The 19,022-nt window shown below is 71.5% G+C and carries 19 protein-coding genes; all 19 read right to left on the bottom strand.

Going from position 1 to position 19,022, the window contains the following annotated elements; translation table 11 throughout:
* Positions 1 to 78 precede the first annotated feature (78 nt).
* Positions 79 to 546 (bottom strand): type II secretion system protein, encoded by a 468-nt coding sequence (locus tag ACTHM3_RS03125; RefSeq protein ID WP_440404633.1) that lies wholly within the window; start codon positions 544 to 546, stop codon positions 79 to 81.
* Positions 547 to 756: 210 nt separating this feature from the next.
* Positions 757 to 2,004, bottom strand: coding sequence for a type II secretion system F family protein (locus ACTHM3_RS03120; protein ID WP_440404632.1), 1,248 nt, complete (start codon positions 2,002 to 2,004; stop codon positions 757 to 759).
* The gene (locus tag ACTHM3_RS03115) at positions 2,004 to 3,713 is read right to left on the bottom strand and encodes a PilT/PilU family type 4a pilus ATPase (protein WP_440404631.1); all 1,710 of its coding nucleotides are present in this window, start codon (positions 3,711 to 3,713) and stop codon (positions 2,004 to 2,006) included. The genes ACTHM3_RS03120 and ACTHM3_RS03115 overlap by 1 nt, the downstream gene beginning before the upstream one ends.
* Positions 3,710 to 5,380 carry a GspE/PulE family protein gene (locus ACTHM3_RS03110; protein ID WP_440404630.1) on the bottom strand — a complete coding sequence of 557 codons (1,671 nt, stop codon included), beginning with the start codon at positions 5,378 to 5,380 and terminating at the stop codon, positions 3,710 to 3,712. Before ACTHM3_RS03110 ends, ACTHM3_RS03115 begins: the two co-directional genes overlap by 4 nt.
* Before the next feature lie 195 nt (positions 5,381 to 5,575).
* Positions 5,576 to 6,418, bottom strand: a complete 843-nt coding sequence (locus ACTHM3_RS03105) for a hypothetical protein (protein WP_440404629.1) — start codon at positions 6,416 to 6,418, stop codon at positions 5,576 to 5,578.
* A gap of 61 nt (positions 6,419 to 6,479) precedes the next feature.
* Positions 6,480 to 6,728 carry a carbon storage regulator CsrA gene (csrA, locus tag ACTHM3_RS03100; RefSeq protein WP_440404628.1) on the bottom strand — a complete coding sequence of 83 codons (249 nt, stop codon included), beginning with the start codon at positions 6,726 to 6,728 and terminating at the stop codon, positions 6,480 to 6,482.
* A 61-nt stretch (positions 6,729 to 6,789) separates the two neighbouring features.
* Positions 6,790 to 8,046, bottom strand: a complete 1,257-nt coding sequence (locus tag ACTHM3_RS03095; RefSeq protein ID WP_440404627.1) for an ATP-binding protein — start codon at positions 8,044 to 8,046, stop codon at positions 6,790 to 6,792.
* A gap of 81 nt (positions 8,047 to 8,127) precedes the next feature.
* Positions 8,128 to 8,997, bottom strand: a complete 870-nt coding sequence (locus tag ACTHM3_RS03090; protein WP_440404626.1) for a hypothetical protein — start codon at positions 8,995 to 8,997, stop codon at positions 8,128 to 8,130.
* Positions 8,972 to 11,029: a flagellar biosynthesis protein FlhA gene (flhA, locus tag ACTHM3_RS03085; RefSeq protein ID WP_440404625.1), complete on the bottom strand. Its 2,058-nt coding sequence runs from the start codon at positions 11,027 to 11,029 to the stop codon at positions 8,972 to 8,974. Before flhA ends, ACTHM3_RS03090 begins: the two co-directional genes overlap by 26 nt.
* A 15-nt stretch (positions 11,030 to 11,044) precedes the next feature.
* Positions 11,045 to 12,124, bottom strand: a complete 1,080-nt coding sequence (locus tag ACTHM3_RS03080) for an EscU/YscU/HrcU family type III secretion system export apparatus switch protein (protein WP_440404624.1) — start codon at positions 12,122 to 12,124, stop codon at positions 11,045 to 11,047.
* Positions 12,124 to 12,882: a flagellar biosynthetic protein FliR gene (locus tag ACTHM3_RS03075; protein WP_440404623.1), complete on the bottom strand. Its 759-nt coding sequence runs from the start codon at positions 12,880 to 12,882 to the stop codon at positions 12,124 to 12,126. The genes ACTHM3_RS03080 and ACTHM3_RS03075 overlap by 1 nt, the downstream gene beginning before the upstream one ends.
* Positions 12,879 to 13,157, bottom strand: a complete 279-nt coding sequence (gene fliQ / locus ACTHM3_RS03070; protein ID WP_440404622.1) for a flagellar biosynthesis protein FliQ — start codon at positions 13,155 to 13,157, stop codon at positions 12,879 to 12,881. The genes ACTHM3_RS03075 and fliQ overlap by 4 nt, the downstream gene beginning before the upstream one ends.
* A complete protein-coding gene (fliP, locus tag ACTHM3_RS03065; RefSeq protein WP_440404621.1) occupies positions 13,157 to 13,993 on the bottom strand; it encodes a flagellar type III secretion system pore protein FliP in 837 nt (278 codons plus the stop codon). Before fliP ends, fliQ begins: the two co-directional genes overlap by 1 nt.
* Positions 13,990 to 15,081 carry a flagellar biosynthetic protein FliO gene (locus ACTHM3_RS03060; protein WP_440404620.1) on the bottom strand — a complete coding sequence of 364 codons (1,092 nt, stop codon included), beginning with the start codon at positions 15,079 to 15,081 and terminating at the stop codon, positions 13,990 to 13,992. The genes fliP and ACTHM3_RS03060 overlap by 4 nt, the downstream gene beginning before the upstream one ends.
* Entirely contained in the window at positions 15,081 to 15,782 is a 702-nt protein-coding gene (gene fliN / locus ACTHM3_RS03055) for a flagellar motor switch protein FliN (RefSeq protein ID WP_440404619.1), read from the bottom strand. The genes ACTHM3_RS03060 and fliN overlap by 1 nt, the downstream gene beginning before the upstream one ends.
* Complete coding sequence (locus ACTHM3_RS03050; protein ID WP_440404618.1) at positions 15,782 to 16,672, bottom strand: flagellar motor switch protein FliM; 891 nt, start codon at positions 16,670 to 16,672, stop codon at positions 15,782 to 15,784. Before ACTHM3_RS03050 ends, fliN begins: the two co-directional genes overlap by 1 nt.
* Before the next feature lie 44 nt (positions 16,673 to 16,716).
* A complete protein-coding gene (locus ACTHM3_RS03045; protein WP_440404617.1) occupies positions 16,717 to 17,691 on the bottom strand; it encodes an OmpA/MotB family protein in 975 nt (324 codons plus the stop codon).
* The gene (locus tag ACTHM3_RS03040) at positions 17,688 to 18,482 is read right to left on the bottom strand and encodes a motility protein A (RefSeq protein ID WP_440404616.1); all 795 of its coding nucleotides are present in this window, start codon (positions 18,480 to 18,482) and stop codon (positions 17,688 to 17,690) included. The genes ACTHM3_RS03045 and ACTHM3_RS03040 overlap by 4 nt, the downstream gene beginning before the upstream one ends.
* Entirely contained in the window at positions 18,482 to 18,781 is a 300-nt protein-coding gene (locus tag ACTHM3_RS03035) for a flagellar FlbD family protein (RefSeq protein ID WP_440404615.1), read from the bottom strand. The genes ACTHM3_RS03040 and ACTHM3_RS03035 overlap by 1 nt, the downstream gene beginning before the upstream one ends.
* Positions 18,782 to 19,022 lie beyond the last annotated feature (241 nt).

The raw sequence follows: 19,022 nt of genomic DNA, 5'->3' as shown, positions 1-19,022 counted from the left end.
GAATCGGGTGTGAGGGACTCTTCCCTCCACTGGGAAGGCGGGGCGCCGGAAAACCGGCGCCCCGCCTCGCTCAGAGGCTTACGGGCACGCGTCCTCGGCCTTGGTGGCCGAGCTGTCGGCCTTCTTGACCCCGTCGGTGTCGGTCGCGAAGAAGACGCTGCCGGTGCTGCTCAGGGCCGACACACAGAACGTCGTGCCCGAACCCTTGTAGTAGAGGCCCTTGTCGTCCGACCCGATGGTCGCGCCGGCGCCCTTCCAATCCGGCGGCGCGGCCGGCAGGCTCGTCACCGCAGCGGTGAACGAGGTCGGCTGCTGGCCGGTCGAGGTCTGGATCGAGACGACCGCGGTCTTCAGGTTCGCGACATCCGACTGAACGGACGAGTCCTTCGCGTTGTTCTGGACCCCGATGTACACCGGGATGGCGATGGCGGCCAGGATGCCGATGATGATGACGACGACGAGGAGCTCGATGAGCGTGAAGCCCTTGTCGCCCTGCTTGAGCGCGTCGTGACGAGCAGCGATCGCGCGCTGGATGCGGGTGTTCATGTCAGGTTGTTCCATTTCTCGAAAGTGATGGGAATCGAGTCCGCCCCCCACGGACGCTGACCCGACGTGGCCAAAGTAGGTGAATCGGGACACCGATCCAATGCCCCACTTGAGGGGTGAAAATCCCCGGTGGGAGGCTGATTATGCCCCCAGTTCGCGGGCACGCCGAAGGCCGCGGGGCCGCGCGGCCCCCCCCCACCTCGTGCGAGCTCAGTGCGCTCCCTGCACCGCCGTCGCGATGTTGAAGATCGGCATGTAGAGCGCGACGACCATGCCGCCGATCACGACCCCGAGGAAGGCGATCAGCAGCGGCTCGATGAGCGACGTGAGGGCCGCCGTCTGCGCCTCGACCTCGTCGTCGTAGAAGTCGGCGATCTTGGTGAGCATGACCTCGAGCGAGCCCGAGTCCTCGCCGACGGCCATCATCTGCACGACCATGGGCGGGAACACCGGCTCCTCCGCGAGCGGCTTGGCGAGCGACTGGCCCTGGCGCACCGACTCCGAGACGCGCTTCGTCGCCTGCTCGATCACCCAGTTGCCGGACGTGGCGCCGATGACACCGAGCGCCTGCAGGATCGGCACGCCGGCTCCGATCATCTGGGAGAAGTTGCGGGTGAAGCGGGCGACCGCGATCTTGCGCGCCAGGGTGCCGAAGACAGGCGCCCGGAGCTTGAACGGATCCCATTTCGACCGGAACGCCTCGGTGTTCTTGTTGCGCCGGTACCAGACCACGCCGGCGATCACGAGCACGGCGAGCAGCGGCACGATCCACCACATGTTGTTGGAGATCGTCACCAGGATCTGGGTCGGCACCGGCAGGGAGCTGCCGAGGCCGGCGAACATCTTCTGGAAGATCGGCACGATGAAGACGAGCATCACCACGACCGAGACGAGCGACAGCAGCAGCACCATCACCGGGTAGGTCATCGCCGACTTGATCGCCGACCGGAGCTTCGCCTCCTTCTCGAAGTTCGTCGCGAGAGCCTCCAACGCCCCCTCGAGGAAGCCGCCCGTCTCGCCGGCGCGGATCATCGACACCATGATCGGCGGGAAGTCGACGGGATGCTTGGCCAGCGCATCCGACAGTGCACCGCCCCCCTCGACGTCCTGGGCGACCTGGGCCAGCAGACCGGCGAGCTTCTTGTTCTCCGTCTGTGCTGACAGGATGTGCAGCGCGCGCAGCAGCGGCAGACCCGAGCTGATCATCGTCGCCGCCTGGCGACTCATGATGGCGAGCGACTTGAGGTCGACGCCCTTCTCGAACCCCGGGATCTTGACGTCGCGGTTCAGGCCGGTGCTCGAGGCCTCGGCGATGGAGACCGGCGCGAGCCCCATCCCCTGGAGTTTGCCCGCGATCACGGCCTCGTTCGGGCCGTCGAGCTTGCCCTTGACGAGCTTGCCCGACGAATTCCGGCCGGTATAGCTCCAGCTGCGCATCCCGGGTGCGGTGATCGTCATCAGAAGCGTCCAATCGGCTGGTCGACCCCGAACGGATCGTCGGTGAACTGCATCGGGGCGCCCGTGCTCACGGTGCGCTGGATGAGCCGCGTCAGGGTCTCCGGGTCCTGTGACTTCTCGAACGCCGCCTCGCGCGTGATCGTGCCGTCGTCGACGAGGTCGGCGAGATGCTGGTCGAGGGTGTGCATCCCGAGGTCTCGTCCGGCCTGCATCATCGACGTGATCTGGTAGCTCTTCCCCTCGCGGATGAGGTTCGAGATGGCGGGGGTCGTCACCAGCACCTCGGTCGCGACGGCGCGGCCCTCCCCGCTCGCCCGGGGCACGAGCGTCTGGGTCACGACGCCCTGCAGCACGGTGCCGAGCTGCGTGCGCACCTGATCCTGCTGGTGGGGCGGGTAGACGTCGATGACACGGTCGATCGTCGCGGCGGCGCTCTGCGTGTGCAGGGTCGCGAACACGAGGTGGCCGGTCTCGGCCGCTGTCAGCGCGACGGAGATGGTCTCCAGATCGCGCAGCTCGCCGATCAGGATCACATCGGGGTCTTGACGGAGCACGTGCTTGAGCGCGTTCGCGAAGCTCCTCGTGTCGGCGCCCACCTCGCGCTGATTCACGATCGCCTTCTTGTTCTTGTGCATGAACTCGATGGGGTCCTCGACCGTGACGATGTGATCGGCGCGCGTGCGGTTGACCAGGTCGATGAGCGCCGCGAGCGTCGTCGACTTGCCCGAACCGGTCGGGCCCGTCACCAGGACGAGACCGCGCGGCAGGCCGGCGAATCGGCTCACCACGTCCGGAACCCCGAGCTCCTCGAGCTGTTTGATCTTCGTCGGGATGAGACGGAACGCCCCGCCGATCGCGCCACGCTGCAGGTAGTAGTTGACGCGGAACCGGGACTGCTCGGAGAGCGTGAACGCGAAGTCGAGCTCCAAGTGCTCGTCGAACTGCTTGCGCTGCTCGTCGGTCATGAGGCTGTAGAGCGCCGACGCCACCCGCTCCCTGTCCCAGATGTCGGTCCCGGGGATGGGGCGCAGCGCGCCGTCGACGCGGATCATCGGCGGCGTGTTGCTCGAGACGTGGAGATCGGAGGCTCCCTGGTTGACGACCGCCTCCAGGGCGTTGATGAGCTCGATGTCGACGCGGGCACGGGCCTCGAGCGTGTACTCGTCCTCGATGAACGTCGCAACGGGCGACCGTCGCGCACGGCTCGACTCCGGGGGGAGGACCTCGAAGGTCGGAGCCTGGCCCACCTCCTCGACCGGGGGAACGGGAGCAGGGGTCCAGGTGAGGTCCGCCGGCGAGCCCGGCAGGATGAGCCCGGGGAAGCCGCTCAGCGCATCCGACACGGCGGATGTCCGGCGGGCCGCCTCCGCCGCCGCGGTCGGCGACACGGGAACGGGGACCACCGCGGGTGTCGGGACCGGCGGAGCGTCCGTGATCTGCGAGAGCAGCGTCGGCTGCGCGATCGGCGCGGGCGTGAACCCGGGAATCGACGGCTCGGCGGGCGTCGTCGGCGGCGACGGGGCGACGGCATCGACCGGCCCCACCGACGGCGGCGGCAACTGCGAGTAGTCGACCAGCCCGAACCCCGCGTCCGGTGTCGGCAGCACTCGCTCGGGCGGCTGCATCGCGCCGCCCCCGACCGGGATCTCGTAGGGCTGGTTCGGCACGGATGGCATCCCTTCCTGCGGGTCCAGGGCGTGGCTGCTCATGCCACCACCCGCAGGACCTCGTCGACGGCCGTGAGGCCGAGCGCGCACTTCGCCCAGCCGTCCTGGCGGAGCGTCGACATGCCCTGCGCGATCGCGACACGACCGATCTCGGCGCTCGAGGCGCGGGCGACGGCGAGTCGCTCGATGTCCTCCGTCACGGACATGACCTCGTGCAGCGCGATGCGCCCGCGGTAGCCGGTGCCGGAGCACGCGGTGCATCCGACCGGCTTGTAGAGGGTCGGCACGCCGCCCATGGGATCCATCGGGAATCCGAGCGCGGCCAGGTCCTGCGGCACCGGCTGGTACGGCTGCCGGCAGCGGTCGCAGAGGCGGCGCGCGAGCCGCTGGGCGACCACGCAGTCGATCGCCGACCCGACCAGGAAGGGTTCGATGTCCATCTCGGTGAGTCGGGTGATCGCGCTCGGCGCGTCGTTGGTGTGCAGGGTGGAGAGCACGAGGTGGCCGGTGAGGGCCGCCTCGATCGCGATCTGGGCGGTCTCGTGGTCGCGGATCTCGCCGAGGAGGACGACGTCGGGATCGGACCGGAGGATGCTGCGCAGCGCGCTCGCGAAGGTGAGGCCCGCCTTGGGGTTGACCTGCACCTGGTTGATACCGGCCATCCGGTACTCGACCGGGTCCTCGACCGTGATGACGTTGATCTCGGGTCGGGCCACCGCGTGCAGCGTCGTGTACAGGGTCGTCGACTTGCCGGATCCGGTCGGACCGGTGACGAGGATCATCCCGTACGGCTTCGTGTACGACCGGCGGTACGTCTCGAAGTTGCGCTCGAGCAGGTGCAGCTGCTCCATGCCGAGGCCGGTCGACGCGTTGTCGAGGATCCGCATGACGATCTTCTCGCCGTGCACGGTCGGCAGGGTCGCGACGCGGAGGTCGATCTGGCGACCGCCGTGGACGACCGAGATGCGGCCGTCCTGAGGCTTCCGGCGCTCGGCGATGTCGATGTCGCTCATGATCTTGAGCCGGGAGATGACGCCGTTCTGGATGTTCTTCGGGGCCCGCTGCATCTCGTGCAGCACGCCGTCGATCCGGTAGCGGACCAGCACGTCGCGCTCGCCGGGCTCGATGTGGATGTCGGACGCCTTGTCGGAGATCGCCTGGCTGATCAGCAGGTTGACGAAACGCACGATCGGCGCGTCGTCCTCGGTCGGCTCGGCGACGACGGGCACGAGGTCGGCGGGGCCGCTCGTCTCCTCGACGATGGCGGTGGTCAGCTCGCTGAGCTCGCCGTCCGAGCGGACGAAGCGCTCGAGCGCTGCGGCCAGGTCCGAGCGCTCGGCGACGACCGGCCGCACCTGCAGGCGCACGGCGGCACGGATGTCGTCCACGGCGAGCACATTGCCCGGGTCGGCCATCGCGAGCAGGAGCCGGTCGCCGTCGCGGGCGATCGGCAGCACCTGGTGGCGCCGCAGGAGAGGTCCGGGCACGAGCGCCACGACCGTCTGGTCGACCGGGAACTCGGTGAGGTCCACGAACGGCAGCCCCAGCTGCGCGGCGCGGGCCGAAGCGACCTGGCTCTCGGTGACGATCCCGCCGTCGACGAGCTGTCGGACCGTGGCCTCATCATCAGCGGGATCGCCCGACAGCGTGTCGAGGCTCGTGATCGGCATGAAGCCGCGGATGATGAGGATCTCGGACAGGGAGCTCACACCACCACCCCCTCGGCGATGCGTCGGCCCTCGCTCACCCCCCGATTCGCGAGAACCCCGGGGAATCTCGCGTGCAGGTGACGCGATCCCGTTTCCCCGGTGCCGTCAGGCTATGTGCGGCGTGTCCTGCCCGGGTAGTCCCGTGATCGGGGGTATTCGGATCGGGTTATACGTCGGCCGCCCGGCGGACGCGTCTCAGGCGGTCGGCTCCGACGCGCCGGTCGGGCGCGCATACCGCGCCCGCTGCTCGGCGACCTCGCGCTCGTAGCTCTCCTTCGCCTCCGCGTTGCGGGTCCGGACCGAGCGGCCGCGCCGCGCGATCCCGAGCCCGAACCAGATCGCGACCTCGCGCGCGATGACCGCCGAGGCGATGATCTGCGGCGTCAGGGCGATCTGCGTGAACGTGACGTGCTGGTTCGAGAACACGTTGCCGACGAGCAGCAGCAGCCCGATGCTCGCGAAGTAGACGATGAAGGCGAGCAGCAGGCTGCCGAACACGTGGGCCGCCCAGCCGCCGCGGTTGACGATGACGACCTCGAGGATGAAGGCGAGCACGAACACGAGGACGGGCACCCAGAACGCGGCGCTGGCCACGAACGCGCCGAAGCGGCCGCCGAACAGCGGATCGCCCCCCATCGCGTAGAGCAGGCCCGCGACGAGAGCGAAGAGGGCGGCGAAGACGACGGCGCCGACGAGGGCGAGGAGGGTGCCGACGACCCGATTGCCGCGGACGCGCGGCGGCGCCGGGGCCTCGACGTAGACGACCCGGTGATCCTGCGCGGCCGGGGTCGCCGTCGCGGCGTTCCGTGCCGTGGCCGGCTCGGCGACGCCCGCGGATGCCGGGTCGGCGGTCACCGGGACGGGCTCGGCCGCCGCGGTGACCTTCTCGACCGCTGGGCCGTTCTCGACATCGGCGACCTCGGGGGTATCGGCCGGCCGGTCGATCGGCTCGTGCGCCGTCGTCGCATCCGCGCCCGTCTCCCGCTCCTCCGGATCCGGCTCGCTCTTCGCGGGTGTCGTCGGGGTCTCGTCGCTCATGCCGGGGCTCCTTCGCGGGTCTCGCTCAGCCTAGCGAGGGGAGGCGACGCGGCGGGAGGGGTCAGTCCGTGTCAGCGGGACGCCGGCGGGTCAGCGCGTCGGCCAGCCCCGCGGCGTCGCCCGCGGGCTCCGACGCTGCGGCGACGTTCGCCTGCGTGACCGCCTCGACGACCTCGGCGCGGTGGATGCGGACCCCGGACGGCGCCTCGATCCCGATGCGGACGCTGTCGCCCTTCACGTCCATGACCGTGACGACGATGTCGTCGCCGATGAGGATGCGCTCGCCGCGCTTCCGGGTCAGGACCAGCATCGACCCAGGCTAGCGTGCGCGCATCGGACTCAGCAGAGCGAGCCGGCCGGTTCGCCGGCGATCACGCCGCCGTGAGATGCCCGAGCGAGACGACCTTGACGCCATCGGGTCGGGTCAGGCTCGTCTTCCCGGCCGTGACGACGACGAGGCCCGCGAGCGAGGCGGCGCGCTGTTCGCTGACCCTCGCCGCCAGCTTCCGCAGACTCGCGGAGGCGGCGTCGATGTTCGCCTGCCCGCCGAGCTTGATCTCGAACGCCGCCCATCGGCCATCCGGAAGGTCGACGATCGCATCCACCTCGAGTCCCTCACCATCGCGGTAGTGCAGGACGGCGCCCCCCAGCGTGTCGGCGTAGACGCGCAGATCACGGATGACGAGCGACTCGAACAGGAAGCCGAGAGTCGCGGGGTCGTCGATCAGTGCCCGAGGCGACGCCCCGAGCGCGGCTGCGGCCAGCGACGGGTCGATGAAATGCCACGTCGGGCTCACACGGAGCCGGGTCGCCGAGCGGAGGTGGGGCGCCCATGCCGGCTGTTCCTCGACGACCTTCACCCGGGTGAGGGCGTCGAGATATTTGCGGACGGTCTGAGCCGAGAGCGAACCGGCGTCACCCAGCTCGGCCTCGGTCGCCAGCCTCGCGGCCGCAACCTCGGTCGAGACGTTCCGGGCAAGGGCGCGCATCAGTGCCCGCATCCGGATCGGATCGACACGGGTGTCGACCAGGGCGAGGTCAGTGCGCGAGACGTCATCCAGGTAGGCGCTCAGGTAGTCGGTGGCGGAGCGACCCGGCCGCTCGAGGAGTGCCGGCCATCCGCCCCGGACGATCAGGCGGGCGTACTCCTCGACGTCGGGCCCGCCGAGTCCCGCGATGGCGCCCGGTTGGAGGAGGTCGGAGAAGAGGACCGCGCCCGTGGACTCGCCGCTCTCGCTCAGCGTCATCGGTCGCAGCGTCAGTCGACGGAAACGACCGGCTCCGCTATGGCGGGTCGCGTCGTCGGAGGGAGTCGCCGACCCGGTCAGGACGAACTGGCCCGCTTCGTGACGGACGTCCACGGCATGGCGCACCGCATTCCACAGGGTGGGAGCGAGCTGCCATTCGTCGACGAGTCGGGGGGTCTCTCCCGCGAGGACAGTGTCAGGCGACGTCTCGGCGAGCGTCACCAGATCCGGCGAGGAGTCGAGTCGCACGGAGCTCGCCGCGTGCTGCAACGCCGTCGTGGTCTTGCCGACCGCCCGCGGCCCCTCGAGGATGACGGCACCGAAGGTGGACAGAGCGGCCGCGATCTGCTTGTCGATGACGCGCTCACGGTACTCAGCCACGCGCCGACGGTATCACTGCTGCAGGGTTATGAATATCACTTCTGCAGGATTTTCGATATCACTTCCGCAGGACTCTCGATATCACTTCTGCAAGTGATCGGCGGTCGGCCAGGCCTGGCGCAATCCCAGGTCGTGCACCGATTCCGGCGACTCGGTGAGCGGGGCGTCGAGCACCGCCATCTCGCGCACCGGGGCCGCCGCGACGACGGCCGCGACCCAGCGCGCCGTGTCCTCCGGCTTCCGGGTGGCGTCGACGGCGACCCAGACGGCATCGGCGCCGATGAGCGGCACCCGGCTCGCGTTGGCTTCGGCGATCGGGCCGCCCGACCCGAGGCCGATCGCGACGATCGCGATGGCGTCGGCCTCGACGCCCCGGGCCCGCAGAGCGACGGCCTCACGGCGGTCCTCCACGCGCGGCAGCGTGCCGCCGAGGTCGCCCGCGACGCCGAGCTGCGCCCCGGGGGTGCGGCCGGCGACGTCGAGGGCGACGCGGAGCGCGTCGTCGCGGAGCCCCGCGATCGCGAGCAGTCCGCCCGGTTCCGGCCGGAAGCGCGTCGGCTCCGAGGGCGCCGCCGTGACGGGCGCGTCGATCGAGACGGCGAGCGCGCCGAGGATCGAGGAGAAGTCGTCGGACTGAGTCGAGATGCCCTGCGCGCTGCCCACGCCGGCGGCGGCGGGCAGAAAGGCCTCGTCGCGGTCGGCCTGCTCGAGCAGTGCGGCGATGCCGGACATGCGCGGAGTCGCCGGAGCCGCGGAAGAGCGGAGTTCATCGGCTTGCGGATCGTGCTCGATCGTCAGCTCGTACACGCGGCGCGCGAAGAACCCCCCGATGCCCCCGACGCGGATCTCCTCGGCGGAGAGGATGCGGGCCCCCGGCCCGAACTCGGCGCGCACCCGGGCGGCGGCGCCGCGGAGCTCCTTCGGGTCAAGCCGCAATCGTGTCGACGGCACGCACCACCCCCACGGTCTCGATGCGCACGTTCGACGACGTCACCTCGGCGTAGGAGAGGACGGCGAGCTGGGAGTTCTGCGGTCCGACGAGCCGGCGAACGGCCGGACGGAGCGCCGGGGCGCAGACGAGCACCGGGGTCGCCCCGCGCTCCTCCGCCATCTGAAGCGCGGTGGTGAGCGAGCCGAGCACCTGCTCGAGGCGGGACGGGTCGAGCATGATCTGCGTGCCCAGCTCCGACGGGCGGAGCCCCTCGAGCATCGTCTGCTCGAGCGCCGGGTCGATCATCACCACGCGCAGCAGGCCGTCCTCGAGGTGCGGCGCCACGAGGGCCGGGCCGAGCGCGCCGCGGGCGGCCTCGACGAGGCCCTCGGGATCCGTGGAGATCTTCGCGCGTCCGGCGAGCGCCTCGTAGATGCGGCCGAGGTCGTTGATCGGCACCCGCTCCGCGAGGAGCGCCTGCAGCACCCGCTGGACGTCGCTGAGCCCCAGCAGCCCCGGCACGAGCTCGTCGACGGCGGCCGGATTCGCCTGCTTGACGGCGTCGGTCAGCACGCGGACGTCCTCCCGGCTGAGCAGCCGCGCGGCGTTCGCCGAGATGACCGCCGACAGGTGCGTGACGACGACGGAGCCGCGGTCGATGACGGTCGCGCCCGCGAGCTCGGCACCGTGCCGCAGCTCGGTCGGCACCCACTTGCCGGGGAGCCCGAACACCGGATCGACGGTCGACGTGCCGGGCAGCGCGTCGAGCTGGTCGCCGAGCGCGAGCACGCGGCCGGCCGGCGCCGTCCCGCGGCCCGCCTCGACGCCGGCGACGCGGATGACGTAGGTCGAGGGCGGCAGGTCGAGCTGGTCGCGCGTGCGCACGGGCGGCACGACGAAGCCCATGTCGAGCGCGATGCGGCGGCGGAGCGCCTTGACCCGGCCGAGCAGGTCGTCGCTCGCCCCGGAGACGAGATCGACGAGGTCGGGCGCGAGCTGCACCTCGAGCGCGTGCACGCGCATCGACTCGAGCAGCTCGTCGGTGGAGTCGGTCGGCAGCTGGTCGCCGTGCTCCGCCTCGGCGGCGGCCTCCGCCGCGCGCTTCTTCTGCCCCGCGGCGATGCGGCGCGACGCGATGATGAGCAGGATCCCGACGACCGCGAACGGCACGATCGGCATGCCCGGCACGAGCCCGAGCACGATCGCGGCGATGCCGGCGATCATGATGGCGACCTGCGACTGCGACAGCTGCTTCGAGGTCGTCGTGCCCATGTCGGCCTCGGAGCCCGACCGGGTGACGATCATGCCGGTGGAGACCGCGAGGAGCAGCGCGGGGATCTGCGAGACGAGACCGTCGCCGATCGTCAGATGGCTGTAGGTGTTGAGCGCGTCGGTGATGTCCATGCCGCGCTGGAGCATGCCGATCCCGAGGCCGCCGACGATGTTCACGGCGATGATGATGATCCCGGCGATCGCGTCGCCCTTCACGAACTTCGAGGCGCCGTCCATCGCGCCGTAGAAGTCGGCCTCCGCCGCGACCTCCTGCCGGCGCTTCCGCGCCTCGGCCTCGGTGATCGCGCCGGCGTTGAGGTCGGCGTCGATCGCCATCTGCTTGCCGGGCATCGCGTCGAGGGTGAAGCGTGCGCCGACCTCCGCGACGCGCTCGGCGCCCTTGGTGACCACGACGAACTGGATGATGACGAGGATCAGGAAGATGACGGCGCCGATGATGAGCGAGCCGCCGACGGCCACGGTGCCGAGCGACTGGATCACCTGCCCCGCGAACCCCTGCCCGAGCACGAGGCGCGTGGAGGCGACGTTGAGGCCCAGGCGGAACAGGGTCGCGACGAGCAGCAGCGATGGGAACACGGAGAAGTCGAGCGGCTTCTTGACGAACAGCGTGGTCAGGAGGATGACGAGCGCGAACAGGATGTTGATGATGATGAGCACGTCGAGGAGCCACGCGGGCACCGGCACGACGAGCAGCAGGACGATGGCGACGATGCCGATCGGCACGGCGAACGCCGGCAGCCGGCGACGGATCTGATTCATCTCTCGTTCCTCTTCTTAAGCGGCGGGCCGCAGCTCGTGGACGCCGCCGCTGCCGCCGCGGCGCTTGAGCGCCAGGACGAAGGCGAGGACACGGGCGACGGCGGTGTAGAGCTCGGCGGGGATCTCCTGCCCGACCTCGCAGCTCGAGTGGAGCGCGCGGGCGAGCACGATGTCCTTGATCAGCGGCACCCGGTGCTCGGCCGCCTTCTCGCGGATGCGGGCGGCGACCTCGTCGGCGCCCTTCGCGACGACGCGCGGAGCTGCACGCCCCGGCTCGTAGGCGAGCGCGACGGCGACGTGGGTCGGGTTCACGAGCACGACGTCGGCCGCCTCGACCGCCTGGATCATGCGGTTGCGCGTCAGGGCGAGCGCGCGGGATCGGCGCTGGGCGCGCACGTGCGGGTCGCCCTCCGAGCTCTTCATCTCGTCGCGCACCTCCTTCTTCGTCATGCGCGTCTGCTTGCGGTTGCGGCGCATGACGACGAGGAGGTCGACCGCGGCGAGCGCGAGGCCCGCGCCGACCGCGACCTCGACGAGGGTGCCGACGGCCTGCGACGCGGTCGCGACGAGGTTCGCGACGGGCAGCGCGCCGGCGCTCATGAGCTCGGGCGCGAGCCCCTGCACGACGAGCACGAGCACCCCGGCCACGACCGCGCTCTTGAGGAGCGCCTTGCCGCCCTCCCACAGCGCCTGCAACCCGAACATGCGCTTCAGCCCGCTCAGCGGGTTCATGTGCGACAGGTCGGCGCCGAGACGCTTCAAGTGGATGCCGCCCTGCACGGCGGTGGCGAGGATCCCCGAGACGAAGGCGGCCGCGAGCAGCGGGATCGCCGCACCCGCCGCCGCCCCGGCCACGTCGGTGAGCGCTGTGACCGCGCGCGCCGCCTCGGGATGCCGGATCACCCGGTCGATCCCGAGGACCGCGCCCTCGAGCACGGCCGTCTCGTTCTGCAGCACCCCCGGGACGGTCGCGACCACGGCCGCGACCCCCAGCCATGCGACGAGGTCGCGCGAGATGCCGAGGCGGCCCTTCTCGCGGGCCTCCTTCATCCGCTTCGGCGTCGCCTTCTCGGTGCGCTCCCCCGCGTCGGACATCAGCTCACCCCGCCGAGCATGTCGAGCGCCCGGCTCGAGAGCCCCGAGACGATCTGCGGCAGCGCGACGAACGCGACCGCCCCGACCGCGACGGTCGCCAGGATCTTCAGCGGGAAGCCGAGCGAGAACGCGTTGAGCGCAGGGGCGACGCGCGTGAGGAGGCCGAGGCCGACGTCCGCGAGCACGAGCACGACGATGAGCGGTCCGGCGATCTGCACCGCGGCGAGGAACATCTGGCTGAACCCCGCGACGAGCACGTCGGCGAGGTGCGCCATGTCGATGTGGCCGCCGAGCGGGATCGCGACGAAGCTGCGGATGAGCCCGCCGAGCACGAGCTGGTAGCCGTCGGAGGCGAACAGCAGCGCGAGCGCCACCATCTGCAGCAGGCGGGTGAACTGCGCGCCGTTGACGTTCATCTGCGGGTCGTAGCCGGAGGCGAGCTGGAATCCGCCGAACAGGTCGATGAGGCCGCCCGCCGACTGCACCGCGGCGAACACGAGCATGACGAGGAACCCGAGCGCGAGCCCGGTGAGCGCCTCCGCGACGAGCGAGAGCAGGAACGGGCCGACGTCCTGCATCGAGTACTGGTCGTGCCGGAGCGACGGGACGACCGCGACCGCGATGCCGACGCCGAGCATCGCCTTGATCCGGACCGGGATGCCCTGGTGCGAGAACGGCGGCGCGACGAGCAGGAACGCGGTGATCCGGATGCAGGCGAGCGCGACCCCCTCGAGCCAGCCGGTGTCGAGCGCGATCATCCGACGCTCGCGAGCAGGGCCGGGATCTGGTCGAACAGCTGGTGGGTGAACGTGACGAGCTCGGAGATCATCCACTGCCCGCAGACGACGAGCGCGATCGCGACCGCCACGAGCTTTGGCACGAAGGCGACCGTCTGCTCCTGCACCTGCGTGATCGACTGGAGGATCGAGATCGCGAGCCCGACGACGAGCGCCGTGATGAGCATCGGCGCCGCGAGCATGGCCGCGGTGGTGAGGGCGTGGATGAAAACGTCCATGACGGCGGAGGTCGACATCAGCCGCCCCCGCCCTGCGTGTAGCTGCCGATGAGCGCCTGGATGATGAGGCCCCAGCCGTCGACGAGGACGAACAGCAGGATCTTGAACGGCAGCGAGACCATGACCGGCGGCAGCATCATCATGCCGAGCGCCATGAGGCCCGAGGAGACGACGAGGTCGATCACGAGGAACGGCACGAAGACGACGAACCCGATGATGAACGCCGAGCGCATCTCGCTCAGCATGAACGACGGCACGAGAGTCTGCGTCGGCACGCTCGCGTGATCGTGGGGGTTCGGGAGGCCGGCCGCGCGCGTCATGAGCGCGAGGTCCTCCTGGCGGGTGTGCGAGAGCATCCAGGTGCGCAGCGGCCCGAGACCCAGGTGGATCGCCTGCTGGAAGTCGATGGAGCCGTCCATGTAGGGCTGGACGGCCGCCTGATTGATCTGGGTCAGCACCGGCCACATGATGAAGATCGACAGGAACAGCGCGAGTCCGGCGATCACCTGGGTCGGGGGCAGGGTGTTGAGGCCGAGGGCGTTCCGCGTCATCGCGAGGACCATGAAGATCTTCGTGAACGAGGTCACGCACAGGAGCAGCGCCGGGGCGATCGAGAGCGCGGTCACGCCGAGCAGCACGAGCACCGACTGCGACGGGGTGCCGTCCGGGCCGTTGATGCCGATCGTGAGGGTGCTGCCGATCGAGCCGCCCGGTGTCGGCACGGGGGTGGGGTCGCCCGGCGCCGCGCTCGCGGCCGCGGCCGGGAGCAGGGCCAGCACGCCGCCTGCGGCGATGACGCCGAGCGCGACGAGCAGGCGCGTCGACAGGCGACGCGCGCGGGCGGTGGGGATCATCGGAGCTGGCGGAACGCGTCCACGGTCTGACGCCAGGTCTCCGGCGACAGGATGGAGCCGGCGAGCGGTGACGTCGAGGCGGGCGCGGGGACCGGGGCGAGCGGGACGGGCTGCAGCTCGGGCTCCGGCGCGGGGACCGCGACCGGGGCCGGCGCGGGGACCGGGGCCGGCGCGGGGCGCGGGGCCATGACGATGGTCGGGATCATCGCGGTGGTCGGGAGGACCGCGCTCGCCGGCGTCGGGCGCGGGACCGGCGGCGGGGTGACGGCGACGGGCGCCGGCGCGGGCTCCGGGGCCGCGGCGGCGACCGGGACGACCGGGATCGCGGAGGTCGGCAGCGGCATGAGCTCGACCTCCGCGACGAACTGGCCGGTGACGAGCGTGCGGACCGGGAGCGGTCGGGGCACGAGACCCGAGGCGGGGTCGATCTCGTCGTCGGCCTCAACAGCCGGCGCGGCGGAGCGCGCGTAGCGCGGCGCGAAGACGGTGGCGGGCTCGTGGGCGAGCTCGGCGGCGGGTGCCGGCGCGGGGGTCGCGACGGGTGCGGCGATGGCGGGAGCGGGCGCGGGCTGCTGCTCGGCGGCCATCGCCTGCTGGGCGGCGAGGAGCTCGCGGGCGAAGAGGGCTGCCCAGTCGGGGGCGGGGGTCGTGTCCGTCGCGGTGGCGGTCGGGGCCTCGGGGGCGGAGGTCTCGACGGGCTCGACCGGCGCAGGCTCGACCGGCGCAAAGGTCTCGACCGGTGCCGATGTCTCGACAGGCTCAACCGACGCCTCCGGGGCCTCCGTGCCGGCCTCGTGCAGCACGGTGACGCCGTGCTCGGTCACGCCGAGGAGGAACTCGCGCCCGTCGAATTCGACGACCGCGACCGACGACTTCTGCCCGAGCGCGTGCCGGCCGCGCACGGCCGCGGTCGCCCCGCGCGGGGTGCGGCCGAACAGCGACAGCGTCGAGCGCTTGCCGGACGATCGCGCACCGGACGGCTTCGCGCCGCCCTTGGCGAGCCGGCGCCGCAGCACCCAGAGCACCGCGAGCACGACCCCGAGCGCCACGACGACGCGCAGCACCAGGAAGAGCGTGTCGGCATCCATCAGCGCGCACCCTCGGCGCCGTCGAGGATGCGCGTGATGCGCACCGCGAAGTCCTGGTCGACGACCACGATCTCGCCCTGCGCGATGAGCCGGCCGTTCAGCAGCACGTCGGCGGGGGCGCCGACCGAGCGGTCGAGCTCGATGACCGCCCCGGGGGTGAGCGAGAGGACCTCGCGCACCGACATCCGGGTGCGGCCGACCTCGACGGTCAGCGCCATCTCCACGTCGTTGATGCGCCCGAGGCGCTCGCCGATCTCGCCCGCGTCGAGGGGCGCGGCGGTCGGCGCGTCGCGCAGCCGCACCGCGAGCCAGGCGACGACGCCGTCGTGCGTGGTCAGCTCGTAGACCTCGGCGTCCGGGTCGCCGAAGAGGCCCGCGGCGTCGCCCTCCGAGATCGCCCCGAGGAGGCCGGTGCCGATCGTCGCGGCGGCGGCCTCGAGCGCGGGGCGGAGCACGTCGCCGAGCGCGACGAGGTCGCTGCCCGCCGCCTCCGCGAGGGTGGCCGGGTCGCCGACGACGACCGCGAGGTCGGCGCTCCGCTCGCCGACGAAGGTCGCGATCACGGCGTTCGCCGCGAGCTCGGCGGTCACGAGCGGCTCGTGCGCGGGAAGGGCCCGCGGGCGGGAGGCGGAGGGGAAGCCGTCCGCAAGCGCCTCGGCGATGCGGGCGAAGGCGGCGGTGTCGGCGCGGGCGGTGGTCATCATGACTCCTCGGTGTCGACCACGACGCACGCGAGACGGGATCCGGTGGACCCGATCGCGGCGGTGGCCACGGCGATCCCGTCCACGGCCACGTCGAGCGGGCGGGAGGCGGGGTGGGGCAGGCGGAGGACGTCGCCGACCGCGAGGTCGAGCACGACGCCCGGGTTGACGGTCAGCGGGGCGAACCGCGCCGCCACGCCGACGGGTGCGGCGGCGAGCTGACCGCGCAGCCGCTCGGCGTTCTCGCTGGGGCCGGCCGGCTCCTCCACCGAGCCGAGGGCCGGCAGCAGGACGGAGGCGGGGATCGCGAGGGTCGCCGCCGTCTCCGCTTCCCCGATGCGGAGGTGGAACGACGCGACCACCATGAGGTCGGCCGGGGCCGCGGCCTGGGCGAGCTGCGCGCTCGCGTGCACGGCCTCGACCGCGAGGTCGCGCGGGAGGAAGGCGCCGAACGAGTAGCCGAGCTCTTCGAGGGTCTCGTCGAGGAGCTTGCGGATCATGGCGAGCTCGATCGTCGTGAAGGGGCGCTCCGGCGGCGGGAGCACACCTGCGCCGCCGAGCATCCGACCGACCCAGCCGAGCATGTCGGCGGCCGAGAGCTGGAACACGGCGCGCGCGCCGGCCGGGCCCATCGGGATGAGCGCGAGCGCGGCGCCCGCCGGCATCCGGGCCGTGTAGTCGTCGTACGCGGAGATCGCGGTGCCGGTTGTCGCGATGCGGCAGACCGTGCGCAGCTTCGCCGTGAACTGGATGCCCCACTGCCGCGCGAAGGTCTCGAACGCGAGATCGAGCGCGCGCGCCTGGTCGCGTGCCAGCGTCGCGGGGCTGCGGAAGTCGTAGACCTCCGCGTCCGGGCGCGCGGCGACGCCCGGCATGACCTGAACCGTCATGCAGGGCACTATCGGTCCGGCTCAGTGGCCGGTAAGGCCCGGGGTCAGTGCTGCGCGCCCCCCTTTTGCGTGTCGCGGTTCGTCGCGCCGGCCGTGTCGCCGCCGGTCGCGGTCGAGGTCGTGCCCGTGCCGCTCACCGGCTTCCTCGTCACGTCGGCGGGCGAGACGTTCCTTCCGGTCGCCGGGTCGACGGCCTGGTTCGGGTCGATGGAGCCGTCGAGGATGCCGGGGATCAGCCGGCGGATGTCCTCCGACTTGTCGCTCAGGATCACGATGTCGACGCGGCGGTTGGCGGCCATGTCGTTCGGGTCGGTGGAGGCGGGGCGCGACGATCCGTAACCGGTCGCCGACATCCGCGGCCCCGCGATCCCGTCGGTGTCGACGAAGCGGCGCAGGACGCTCGTCGCCCGACTGGTGGAGAGGTCCCAGTCGCTCACGTAGGGCGCGGGGCTCCCGTGAACGTCCGCGTGGCCCTCGATCGAGATCTGGTTGGTGCTCGACGCGACGACCGGGGCGATCGAATCGATGATCGACTGCGACTCGGGCCGGAGCACGGCGCTGTTGCCGTCGAAGAACGTCTGCGTGCCGATGAGTTTGATCGTGAGACCGCGCTGGTCGATGTCGAAGCCGACCTTGTCGGCGACACCGTGCGACTGCAGGCTCGCCTGGATCGCCTCCTCCATCGCCTTCAGGTCGTTGACCTCCTTGACCGCCTCGGCCACGTCGGCCTGGGCCGCGAAGCCGTTGCCCTTCTTGTCGACGAGGTTCGGGGGGACGACGACACCGGAGGCCGTGTCGACGGTCTTCGACGCGACCTGGCCGAAGCCGGTCGACAGGGCGAAGCGGAGCTTCTCGAACTTGTTCTGGTCGATCGTCGACATCGCGTAGAGCACGATGAACAGGCACATGAGCACGGTGACCATGTCCATGTAGGACGCCATCCAGCGCTCGTCGCCGCCGCCGTGGCCGCCCCCGCCGCCGTGGTCGCCCCCCGCGGCCTGGCGACGGCGGCGGCTCACGCCGCCTCCTTGAGAGGCTTCTCCCCCTTACCGGCCGAGCCCCGAGCGTGGGCCGGCACCATCGCGAGGAGCCGCTCCCCGAGCACGCGCGGCTGGCTGCCGGCCTGGACGGCCAGCATCCCCTCCAGGAGGAGGTGCATGCGCTCGGAGTCGAGGTCCGCGAGACGGGTCAGACGGGTGCCGATCGGCAGCCAGATCAGGTTGGCCGACAGGACGCCCCACAGGGTCGCCACGAACGCCCCCGCGATGGAGTGGCCGAGCTTGTCGGGGCTCGACAGGTTCTCGAGCACGTGGGTCAGCGAGATGACCGTGCCGATGATGCCGATCGTGGGCGCGTAGCCGCCGATCGTGTTGAAGAACTTGGCCGCGGTGCGGTTGACGCGATCGCGGGTGGCGATCTCGTCCTCGAGGAGCTCGCGCAGCTCCTCCGCGTCCATGCCGTCGGCGATGTTCTGCAGAGCGAGCTTCAGAAAATCGTCCTTCTCGTCGCCGGCGTGCTGCTCGAGCGCGAGGAGCCCGTCCTTGCGGGCGATCTCGGCGAACTCCACCACCCGGTCGATGACCACCTGCGGCTTGCCGATGCCGCCCTTGAACGCGCGGGGCAGCGCCTTGAACGCGAGGATCGCGTCGGGGATGGTGCCGCTCGCGAACCCGACCGCGAGGGTCGCGCCGAACACGAGGATCATCGGGGCCGGGAGCAGGATGCTCGTCACGTCGGCGCCCTCGAGCGCGATCATCGTGTACATCGCGCCGAACGCGACGACGATGCCGATGATGGTCGCCGGATCCATCAGCGCACCCCGTCGGTGTCGACCAGGCCGAGCGCCGGGCGCGGGAGCGCGACGACGGGAGCCGTCTGCGGTGCGCCGGTCGCGCGGGCCGGGTGCTCGGCCGGGCCGGCGTAGGCGCTCGAGATGACGCGCGCACGGTAGGCGGCGATGAGGTCGATGACCTCGTCGAGGCTCTCGCGCACGATGTACGTCGTGCCGCCGACCAGCACCAGGGTGGTGTCGGGGCTCGCCTGCACGCGCTCCACGAGGTCCGGGTTGACCGCGAAGCGACTGCCGTTGAGCCGTGTGACCACGATCATGACAAATCCATTCGTCGTTTCGGGCGCATCCTGCGCCCACGACCGCACATCCTGTGCCGCCGTCGAGGTGCACTGTCGGCAGGGCCGCGGGGAGCGTAAGCGTCCCCCGGCGTGTCGCTCCCGCGTCCCCCGACCCGCGCCGCCGCCGCGTGGACGGGGTCTGACCCCCCTCGAGGCGGGGGGGGGGGGGGGGGCGGCGCGCGCGGCGCGCGCGCGGGCGGCGCGCGCGGGCGCGGGGGCG

Source organism: Pseudolysinimonas sp., from assembly GCF_051954455.1.
Classification (GTDB): Bacteria; Actinomycetota; Actinomycetes; order Actinomycetales; family Microbacteriaceae; genus Pseudolysinimonas.
The sequence above is the reverse complement of the archived record's forward strand: the minus strand, read 5'-3'. Positions and strand labels throughout refer to the sequence as shown.